The 9,417-nt window shown below is 63.4% G+C and carries 10 protein-coding genes; 6 read left to right on the top strand and 4 right to left on the bottom strand.

Features of this window, described 5'->3' with window-relative positions; translation table 11 throughout:
- The 6 genes from K0M70_RS16020 to K0M70_RS15995 form a co-directional block, all read left to right on the top strand.
- The coding region (locus K0M70_RS16020; protein WP_290783776.1) for a sigma-54 dependent transcriptional regulator at positions 1-975 on the top strand (975 nt) is incomplete at its 5' end.
- A 245-nt stretch (positions 976-1,220) separates the two neighbouring features.
- Complete coding sequence (locus K0M70_RS16015) at positions 1,221-1,670, top strand: pilin (protein WP_290783774.1); 450 nt, start codon at positions 1,221-1,223, stop codon at positions 1,668-1,670.
- 82 nt (positions 1,671-1,752) lie between these two features.
- The gene (locus K0M70_RS16010; RefSeq protein ID WP_290783772.1) at positions 1,753-3,648 is read left to right on the top strand and encodes a tetratricopeptide repeat protein; all 1,896 of its coding nucleotides are present in this window, start codon (positions 1,753-1,755) and stop codon (positions 3,646-3,648) included.
- A 13-nt stretch (positions 3,649-3,661) separates the two neighbouring features.
- Positions 3,662-4,081 carry a pilin gene (locus tag K0M70_RS16005; protein ID WP_290783769.1) on the top strand — a complete coding sequence of 140 codons (420 nt, stop codon included), beginning with the start codon at positions 3,662-3,664 and terminating at the stop codon, positions 4,079-4,081.
- Positions 4,082-4,147: 66 nt separating this feature from the next.
- Positions 4,148-5,302, top strand: a complete 1,155-nt coding sequence (locus K0M70_RS16000) for a DegT/DnrJ/EryC1/StrS aminotransferase family protein (protein WP_290783766.1) — start codon at positions 4,148-4,150, stop codon at positions 5,300-5,302.
- A gap of 50 nt (positions 5,303-5,352) precedes the next feature.
- Positions 5,353-6,243: a hypothetical protein gene (locus K0M70_RS15995; RefSeq protein ID WP_290783763.1), complete on the top strand. Its 891-nt coding sequence runs from the start codon at positions 5,353-5,355 to the stop codon at positions 6,241-6,243.
- Here the strand turns inward: K0M70_RS15995 and K0M70_RS15990 are convergent, their stop codons facing one another.
- From K0M70_RS15990 to K0M70_RS15975, 4 genes are all read right to left on the bottom strand, one after another.
- Positions 6,244-6,819, bottom strand: a complete 576-nt coding sequence (locus K0M70_RS15990; RefSeq protein ID WP_290783760.1) for an acyltransferase — start codon at positions 6,817-6,819, stop codon at positions 6,244-6,246.
- The gene (locus tag K0M70_RS15985) at positions 6,798-7,502 is read right to left on the bottom strand and encodes a GNAT family N-acetyltransferase (RefSeq protein WP_290783757.1); all 705 of its coding nucleotides are present in this window, start codon (positions 7,500-7,502) and stop codon (positions 6,798-6,800) included. Before K0M70_RS15985 ends, K0M70_RS15990 begins: the two co-directional genes overlap by 22 nt.
- A gap of 232 nt (positions 7,503-7,734) precedes the next feature.
- Positions 7,735-8,532 carry a class I SAM-dependent methyltransferase gene (locus K0M70_RS15980; RefSeq protein ID WP_290783754.1) on the bottom strand — a complete coding sequence of 266 codons (798 nt, stop codon included), beginning with the start codon at positions 8,530-8,532 and terminating at the stop codon, positions 7,735-7,737.
- Positions 8,525-9,370 (bottom strand): glycosyltransferase, encoded by an 846-nt coding sequence (locus K0M70_RS15975; RefSeq protein WP_290783751.1) that lies wholly within the window; start codon positions 9,368-9,370, stop codon positions 8,525-8,527. Before K0M70_RS15975 ends, K0M70_RS15980 begins: the two co-directional genes overlap by 8 nt.
- Positions 9,371-9,417: the final 47 nt, after the last annotated feature.

The raw sequence follows: 9,417 nt of genomic DNA, 5'->3' as shown, positions 1-9,417 counted from the left end.
CTGCTGGGCGACTCGGCGCGCATGCAGCAGCTGCGCCAGACCATCGGCCGGGTCGCGCGCAGCCAGGCGCCGGTGTACATCAGCGGCGAATCGGGCGTCGGCAAGGAGCTGGTGGCGCGGCTGATCCACGAACAGGGCTCGCGCGCGGCCGGCCCCTTCGTTCCGGTGAACTGCGGCGCCATTCCCTCCGAATTGATGGAAAGCGAGCTGTTCGGCCACAAGAAGGGCAGCTTCACCGGCGCACACGCCGACAAGGAAGGCCTGTTCCAGGCCGCCAACGGCGGCACCCTGTTCCTGGACGAAGTGGCCGAGCTGCCGCTGCACATGCAGGTGAAGCTGCTGCGCGTCATCCAGGAAAAGTCGGTGCGGCCCGTGGGCGCACCGGCCGAGCTGCCGGTGGACGTGCGCATCCTGTCGGCCACGCACAAGAACCTGGCCAAGCTGGTGGAGGAAGGCAAATTCCGCCAGGACCTCTACTACCGCATCAACGTGATCGAGCTGGCCGTGCCGCCGCTGCGCCAGCGCAGCGGGGACATCGCGATGATCTCGACCGCCATCCTGGCGCGCCTGGCCGGCGAGCAGTCCGACGCGCTGCCTGCGCTGAGCGAAGAGGCCGAGGCGGCGCTGCTGGCCTACCCCTTCCCGGGCAACGTGCGCGAACTGGAGAACATCCTCGAGCGCGCCGTGGCCCTGTGCGACGGCAAGCACATCGAAGTAGCCGACCTGTACCTGCCCCAGGTGGACAGCCTGATCGGCCAGGACGCGGACGTACCGCTGCGCCAGGCCGTGGCCCCGTCGCCCACCGCCGCAGGCACCGACGGCACGGCCCTGCCCGACGCCATCGAGCAGATGGAGCGCGACACCATCCAGAAGGCACTGGAAGCCAACCGCTACAACAAGACCAAGACCGCCGTGCAGCTGGGCATCACCTTCCGGGCCTTGAGGTACAAGCTCAAGAAGCTGGGGATGGAGTGATCTCGGGCATTAAAGTGACGCGGGATGTCACTTTCTGACAAACCGACCCCTGCGGTCTGAACTTGTCCCGTTTCCAGATGGCCTTGCGTTGTTTGATGTGGCTATAGTTCGCCTTGTGCCGGCCCCAACCCGGTTGGCACAGTTGATGCATTGCTTCACCCGCACGTGCTTCGGCACGGCTACCCACGGACGGGACAAACCGTTCGAGCACGTGACAATCACTTAAAACCCTAGGGGCAATACCCATGAACAACATCAAGAAGAGCATCCAGAAAGGCTTCACCCTGATCGAACTCATGATCGTGGTCGCGATCATCGCCATCCTGGCCGCCATCGCTCTGCCGGCTTACCAGGACTACGTTGCGCGCGCGCAGGTTGCCGAGGCCATGGGCCTGGCGTCCGGTGCCAAGACCGCCGTTGCCGAGTTCTACGCCGACCGCGGCGCGTTCCCGGCCAGCAACGTGGCTGCCGGCATCGCCACCAACACCCTGATCAACGGCAAGTACACCCTGTCGGTCACCGTCAGCGGCGCTGGCCTGATCACTGCGGTGATGCGTCCGGCCCCGGCGGCGAGCGCCAAGGTCCAGAACGGCACCATCATCTACACCCCGCTGGACGCCGGTGGCTCGATCACCTGGACCTGCCTGGGCGGCACCATCGCTCCGAAGTTCCGCGCGGCTGCTTGCCGCGTCTAATTTCCAGCGCGCAACATTGTTCCAACAGGGCCGCCTCGTGCGGCCCTGTTTTTTTGGCAAGAAACGACGTGCACTGGAAGTCATGACCACTTTCGTCAAATCCGCCCTCGGGGCAATCATCCTGCTGGCCATCGGCCTGGCAGCTTATTGGCCCGGCCTGTCCGGCGGCTTCCTGCTCGATGACTATTCCAACCTCCAACTCAATCCTGATTGGAAGGTGACGGCCAACGAATGGGCGCAGTGGAAGCTTGCTTTCTATGGCGGTGTTGCCGGCGCGTCGGGACGCAGCCTGGCGATGCTCAGCTTCGCGGTGAACCATTTCCTGACCGGAATGGCGCCCTGGAACATGAAACTCACCAATCTTGTGATGCATCTGGCGAACGGCCTGCTGGTTTGGGCGCTGTGCCGGAACCTCTTCCGGCTGGCGGCCACAAAAGGCCCCGCGCCCGGCGATCTGACGGCATGGTTCATCGCCGCGGCCTGGTTGCTGCATCCGATCCAGGTTTCCACCGTGCTTTACCTCGTTCAGCGCATGGAAATCGGCGTCCAGTCATTCACGCTGCTGTCCCTTCTCTTCTATGTCGCGGGTCGTTCCAGGCAGCTGCAGGGCCAGGCGGGTGCGCGGTGGCTGGCCGCAGCCATGCTTTCCATGTTGCTCGGCCTCGGCTTCAAGGAGAGCGCGCTGCTGCTCCCTGCTTACTTCGCCGTGCTGGAACTCACGCTGTTCGGCTTCCGCAACGCATCCGGCGAGCGGTCGCGAGCGCTGACCACCACGTTCCTGGTCGGCGCGCTGCTGGCGTTGGCCGTATTCGTGTTCTGGCTCGTTCCCAGGTATGCGACGGCAGATGCGTATGCCATTCGCGATTTCACCTGGGTAGAGCGCCTGCTGACGCAGCCACGCGTGCTGGCGATGCATCTTTTGCAAATGGCCTGGCCGTCGCCGGAGTCTTTCCTTTTCTACTACGACCACATCCGGCCATCGACGGGCTTGATGAAGCCACCGACAACCCTGCTGTCCATGATCGTGCTGGCGGGGCTGGCGGCTTTGGCCATCCGCGTCCGCCGGCGGCGGCCGCTGGTGGCGATCGGCATCGGATTCTTCTTCATCGCCCACTCCCTCACCAGCAACATCATCCCGCTGGAGATGGTCTTCGAGCACCGAAACTATTTCGCACTGATCGGCATCCTCCTGGCGGTGGCAGGCGCGCTCGGGGGCCGCTGGCCCAAGACCTGGGAGGCCGGCACATATCGGGGCATCGCGGCAGCAGCGATCCTGTCGCTGGGCGGACTTACCTTCATGCAGGCCAGCGACTGGTCCAACCCGCTGCGGCTTTCGAACACGCTGGCAGCCCGCAATTTCGAGTCGGTCAGGGCCAACTACGCGCTGGGATCCGACTGGCTGTCGATATCGGGTGACGACACGTCACACGTGCTTTGGTCGCTGGCGCTCAAGCAGTTCCAGCACGTGGCGTCGCTGCCGGGGAACTCCATGCTGGGCGAACAGGGTCAGATCATCATGCTGTCCCGCGCTGGTCGCCCGGTGCCGCCGGAGGTGTGGGACCAGCTTCGCCGCAAGATGATGGCCAAGGCGGCCACTTCGCAGGAAGAATTGGTCCTGTTCGCCCTGAACGACTGCCGGATCAACCTCGGATGCAAACTTGACGACAGGCAGCTGCAGGCCACCCTGGACGCGGCCGTGATCAGGAATCCCGGGTCTTCAAGCCTGCACGCCCAGTACGCCAACTTTGCCTTCAACGTCATGGGCAACAAGAATCTGGCCGTGGCGCTGATGCAGGCGGCGCTCGACATTGCGCCGGAGAATCCGATCCTGCGCGCCGGACTGATCAAGTTCATGCTGGCCTCCGGCCAGGTCGACGATGTGCGGCTGCAGCAGGAGTTGGACCTGCTCAATGCGGCCAACGGCGATGGGTCACTGGATGCAGAACTGGAAGCGATACGCAAACTCAGAACACCCTGACCAGGAGAGAACCATGAAACGTTCGCTGGGCTTCACCTTGGTGGAACTGATGATCGTGCTGACCGTCCTCAGCATCCTGGCGGCTATCGCGATCGTCGCTTACCAGGACAGCGTCGCGAAAGCGCAGGCCGCGGAAGGCTTCAGCCTGGCAACGGGCGCGCGGACGGCGATGACAATCCACTTCAGCCAGACCGGCCAGTACCCTGCGGACAATGCCAGCGCCGGGCTGGCGCCGCCAGCTTCCATCAGCGGGCGCTACGTACAGTCGGTGACGGTCAACCCTGCGGGCCGCATCGACGTCCTGTTCTCCGCCAACGCCAGTTCCCGGCTTGCCGGGGAATCGCTGTTCCTCACGGCGACGCCGGCCGGAGATGGAATCCTCTGGACGTGCAGTGCCAGCACCAACCGGGTAATGCCCTCCAGCTGCCGCTGAAACAGCCTTGCCCAGCCAGTTGGCACGACTGGTTTAAGATCAATGGACCCCTCTGGAGAGCCACCGATGAACCCGCCCTTCCTGGTCTTTGCCGCTCCGGACATCCAGGAAGCAGAAATCGCCGAGGTAGACGCCTGCATGCGGTCTGGCTGGCTGGGCACGGGTCCGCGCGTGGCTCGATTCGAGGCGCAGTTCGCTGCCTACAAGGGTCTGCAGCCCGACCATGCGGCAGGCGTCAACTCGTGCACCGCGGCGCTGCACATCGCCTTGGTTTCCTGCGGTTTGGAGCCAGGCAGCGAGGTCATCACCACACCGCTGACCTTTTGCGCCACCATCAACGCCATCCTGCATGCCGGCCTGCAGCCGGTACTGGCCGACGTGGATGCGCAGACCCAGAATATCGATCCTGATGCGATCGAGGCGGCCATAACACCGAGAACGCGCGCAATCGTAGTGGTGCACTTCGCCGGCCGCCCCTGCGACATGGGCAGGATCATGGCGCTGGCCAACAAACACGGCCTGATGGTCATCGAAGATTGTGCGCACGCCATCGAGACTCGCTACCGCGGCGTCGAGGCAGGCACGTTCGGTGACTTCGGCTGTTTCAGCTTTTACGTGACCAAGAACGTGGTCACTGGCGAGGGAGGAATGATCCTTGCGCGCGACCCGGCGCTGCTCGCCAAGGCGCGCGTCCTGGCGCTGCACGGAATGGACAAGGACGCCTGGCATCGATTCAGCGACAAAGGCTATCGCCATTACCAAGTGGTTGAATCCGGCTTCAAGTACAACATGATGGACCTGCAGGCCGCCATCGGCATCCACCAACTTGCACGCGTCGAATCTGCGTTGTTACGACGACAGCGAGCCTGGGACTACTACATGCAGACGCTTTCCCCGCTGCCCCTGGAGCTGCCGGCGCCACCCGAACCCGACACCCGCCATGCGATGCACTTGTACACGGTGCTGATCGACAGGGATCGCTTCGGGCTTTCGCGCGATGATTTCCTGGACGGCATGAATGCCCTGGGCGTCGGAACCGGCGTGCACTACCTCTCCATCCCGGAACATCCTTACTACCAGCAGCGGTTCGGCTGGCGTCCCGAGCAGTGGCCGAATGCGATGAAGATTGGCAGGGAGACCGTCAGCCTGCCCATGTCGCCAAAGCTGACGGACCAGGATCTGGAGCGCGTAGTCGCTGCGGTCACAAAATTGGCGTCGTGACAGCCTCGACAAATCCCCCGTCGGTCGCGTCCCGGAGTCATCGGAGCGCGTTGCGCACCGTCGCCACTCTGGCAAGCTGTGCGCTGCTGGTTTGGTTGGCATGGGATGCCAGGACCGAAATAGCAGGTGCACTTGGCGTATTGAGAGCCGACTACCTGGCTGCCTCAATCGTGGCGGGCGTGCTGTTCACGCTTGTACAGGCGCGAATTTTCGCTCTTCTGGTGCCTGGTCGCAGTGGACCCGGATCGGCCAGGAAGACAATGGCGGCGTTCCTGCTGTCGCAGCCCAGCAAGTACCTTCCGGGCAAGATCTGGCCCGTATTCGTTCAGGCCGCCATCCTGGGGCCCTCTGCACGCGCGGTTACCATCACCATCGCGAACCTGCAGCTGTTCTTGATTTCGATGCTGCACCTTCTGGCACTTGGGCTACTGTGCCTTGACCACTTTTCCCTGCGCGGTCTCGCCGCGGCACTTGTGATTGGTCCCCTCGCGGGCACCATGGTCGTCGTGCTGCCAGTCGCGGCAGTCGCGCGGCGGCTTGCGCCACGAATGGCACTGCGCATGGATATTCGCAACGAGCCAGCGCTGGCTCCCGGAACCGTCCGGGACAGCGCGATCGGCATTTCCGTCTCGATGGTGGCGAACCTGCTCGCATCCACCGCACTGCTGCTATCCATCGGCGATGCGGTGCCGCGCGAAAACCTCGCAGGCGTGCTTGCCGTGCTTTACCTTGGCAATATCCTCGGCGCACTGGTGGTGATCGTCCCGGCCGGAATAGGCATACGGGAACTCGCCGCCGCGGCCTTGGGTGCTTTGCTGCTGCCGGGGATCCCTGCCAGCTTGATAGTGACTGCTGCCGTGGTTTTCCGTCTTTGGCAGGTCGTGGTGGATGTGCTCAGCTTTGCCCTCGGCTGGTTGATTGACCGGAAGACAGCTCCGTAATCAGGCTGAACGTTTGGCGCACGAGCGAACAACGCAGGCAGGCACCCCCGCGACAAGAGCGCCGGCCGGAACGTCATTGATCACCACGGATCCGGCCGCAATCACCGCGCCATCGCCAATGGTGACGCCCGGGGAAATGACCACGTGGGAAAAGACCACAACGTCATCGCCAATCACAACGGGCCTGAAGACATGCCCGTTGCCGGCTGCATAATCTGTTCGGCTCGCGTAGATCCCGACGAATGGACCGCAGTCGAACCGCTTCCCGATTCGGATGCCGCCACCGCCCGATCCGTACAGCACGCAGTTGGGCGAAATGGTGGCGCCATCGCCGATCTCGACCCGGCCTCGACCATCGCACCAGCCCTGCCCGCCCGCGTGAATGACAGAGCCTGCCTGGATCACCACGCCTTTGCCCACGGACAAGTTCGCGAGATCTCCTTTCAGCAGCACGCCGCGCTCCATGCGCAGGCTCGGATTCCGGACGCCGAAGAGGAACGTTCGCAACGCCGCGTGAAGGTTGTCGCCAAGTCCAAAGTAGTAAGTCAACTCCATCACGAGCTCCTTGAACGCCATCGTGCCATCCAGCCAATGGCAGCGACAGCTGCCTGGCCGAGCAACGTGCCTGCGGTATCCCTTGCCAGCACCACCGACTCCCGATTACCCCATTTCTTCTTGTAACGCACCAAACCGGCTTGCCCGGGCGGCGAGACCATGAAGTTGAAGTGCTCCATGCCTCGCTCTTGTGCCGCGATTATCAGCCTTTCCAGGAGCAGGTCGCTGATCCCCATCGGGCGGGCCGCAGGCAGGACGGCCGAATGGAGGTAATAGCCAACCTTCGCGTCCATGGCAAGCACCGACGCGCCAAGAAACTGACCCGACGCGTCCCGTGCTTGGGCGACGACCACCGATGACGACCCGGACGCCGTGGCGAACAGCCTGGTGAAGTACTCCGGGCCGTATCGAACCCGACCGTTGCGCGCCTGGACCAATTCGGAATAAAGACGATGGAACTCCAGAGGACCCGGGATATCCAGCGAAATGACTACCGCCCTGGCCGCACGCCGGGCATGAGCCATGTCCTTGGCGAGCCGGGCGCTGTTCTCGAGTCGCCACCCCGGCAGCTTGTCCAGCCACACGTCCGGCAGCCGCAGACCGGCCCCGACATCCTCGGCACGGATGCTGCGGTTCGAGCGAATCAGGTCCAGCCGCAGCCGCTGCGCCAGCGCTGCTCCCTCAGCCGCGTAAGTTTCCGCCATCACTCCGCTCAACGCAGTCGCGCCGACCGGAAACCCGAGGAAACCTAGCCTGACCGGCCCCTTTTTGAACACCGGGACCAAGAGGCCACTTTGGCGCTCTTCGCTCCAGGCAAACGCCGGCTCGCATCCCAAGCCCTGCACTATGGATGCCCAAGATGGCGAACTGAAAAAGTGGCCACCCTCGACAGCCCATGATGTGGCCAAGGAGGTAGCGGCGGCGTCTGTCCTCCAGTCACCCATCTTGCGGCCTTCGCTGCGCAGAAACCTCAGCCGGGGAAATCATCCCGGCCCGCTGTGGCTTCGCCAGAATGAAAACAAAACCTGGGGCCAGCGGCTCGAGCAAACGAAACACCAGCGGGGGCAATGAATGCACCACTGCCGCCATCGATGCCCAACCGCGCCTGCGTAGCTCGACGCAGAGCCTCTCGCCAATCGCGTTTCGCACCTCCAGTCCATGCAGGGCGAACCAGCCGCGCAGCCTCAGGAAATGAGTTGAGTAAGCGTCCAGCTCATTGAACTTGCGCGAACCCAATGCCTTCATCAAGCGTTGGGCGGTGCTTCGGGGCAGCCAATGAACCAGCGGCCAGAAGACATGTGGCTCGATCGGCCACAGCAGGTTTGGCCCGGCGAAGTAACACACTCCGCCCGGCGCGAGCACCTTTGCGATGTTGCCAATCAGCGCCTCGGGATTGGAAACATGTTCATAGACCTGGTTGCAAACAACCACGTCAACGGATTCCGCCGGGAAAGGACAGTCGACTCCGTCGAAGAAAGCGGTACGCAGTGTCAGGTTGGAATGGTCGCGGCCAAGCTGGGGCCAACTCGGCCAAGGATCCGGATCCACTCCCACCATTGATGACACGGAAGGGGCCAGGAACGCGGCCATTTCTCCATTTCCGCAGCCAACGTCCATCCAACGACCCGTGGGCTTGGCGTGGCTTGCAAGAAAGATCGTGTCTCGTATGGCTTCAGCCTTGCCACTGCGGCCAACACGACCCCACTTCGGAATGGACACTGCTTGTTCACGCATTGCTGGCCGCCTGGAAGGAAGCGACCAGCCGCAACGCAACCTGATCCAGGTTGAATGCCGCCTGGCGATCAACGATGCCCTGCTGGAACGACGCCGGCTGGGCCATGACAGCAGAAGAAACTGCCTGCGCGAACGCCAGCGCGCTCACCGAGCCAGCAAGCACGCCGCAAGCCGGGGCATTGGAAACCAATGCGGGCATGTCACCGACTGGCATCGACACCACGGGTAGTTTCATCTTGAGTGCATCGGAGAAAACAACCGGGATGGATTCGACACGAGAGGGAATCAGAAGGTAGTCGGCGGCCTCCAGGGCGCAGCAGGCCGCGAGGTTGTCGAGGAATCCATCCAGCTTCAGCGGGCGACCGGCGGACAACAAGGCGGCAGCACGCTCCCGCACCAAGCCGTCCATCGGCCCGCCTCCCGCGATGTGCACCAGCCCGATTCGCGCCCAGGTTGCCTCATCAAGCATTGCCAGGGCTTCGAGCAGGAGGTCGACCCCCTTGTTCGCATGCCATCGACCCAGGAACAGCAGCCGATAAGGTGGCGCTGTGGCCACCGGCCGCACGCGGACTGCGCCCAGGCGGCGACTACTCGGCAGAAAATCGAACGGCAGGCCGGATATCACCTCGGCATCTTGACCCAACTGCAACCCGTCGGCGAAACGACAGGCTGCCCCGCGGATCACGCCTTCAAGCACTGTGCGCACGCCGGGCACTTTGGCCAGCGCCCAAATGTCGCTGCCAAGCGCCCACACGGAATATGGAGTACCCGAAGCCCGCTGGAGTTCGCGGGCAGCCCAGCCCGAGGGCAGCGCCCAAAGAGCCAATGTATGCTTCACTTTCCCGTCCTGCGCCCCCGAGTGAGGAGTGTGGGGCCCAGGACCGA

This window comes from Arenimonas sp., from assembly GCF_019459675.1.
Classification (GTDB): Bacteria; Pseudomonadota; Gammaproteobacteria; order Xanthomonadales; family Xanthomonadaceae; genus Arenimonas.
This window is presented reverse-complemented; position numbering and strand designations above follow the sequence as displayed.

Excerpts from the sequence above, each read along its gene's own strand:
- K0M70_RS16015 (WP_290783774.1), top strand. The coding sequence starts at position 1,221 with ATGAACAACATCAAGAAGAGCATCCAGAAAGGCTTCACCCTGATCGAA.
- K0M70_RS16010 (WP_290783772.1), top strand. The coding sequence starts at position 1,753 with ATGACCACTTTCGTCAAATCCGCCCTCGGGGCAATCATCCTGCTGGCC.
- K0M70_RS16005 (WP_290783769.1), top strand. The coding sequence starts at position 3,662 with ATGAAACGTTCGCTGGGCTTCACCTTGGTGGAACTGATGATCGTGCTG.
- K0M70_RS16000 (WP_290783766.1), top strand. The coding sequence starts at position 4,148 with ATGAACCCGCCCTTCCTGGTCTTTGCCGCTCCGGACATCCAGGAAGCA.
- K0M70_RS15990 (WP_290783760.1), bottom strand. The coding sequence starts at position 6,819 with ATGGCGTTCAAGGAGCTCGTGATGGAGTTGACTTACTACTTTGGACTT.
- K0M70_RS15985 (WP_290783757.1), bottom strand. The coding sequence starts at position 7,502 with ATGGCGGAAACTTACGCGGCTGAGGGAGCAGCGCTGGCGCAGCGGCTG.
- K0M70_RS15980 (WP_290783754.1), bottom strand. The coding sequence starts at position 8,532 with ATGCGTGAACAAGCAGTGTCCATTCCGAAGTGGGGTCGTGTTGGCCGC.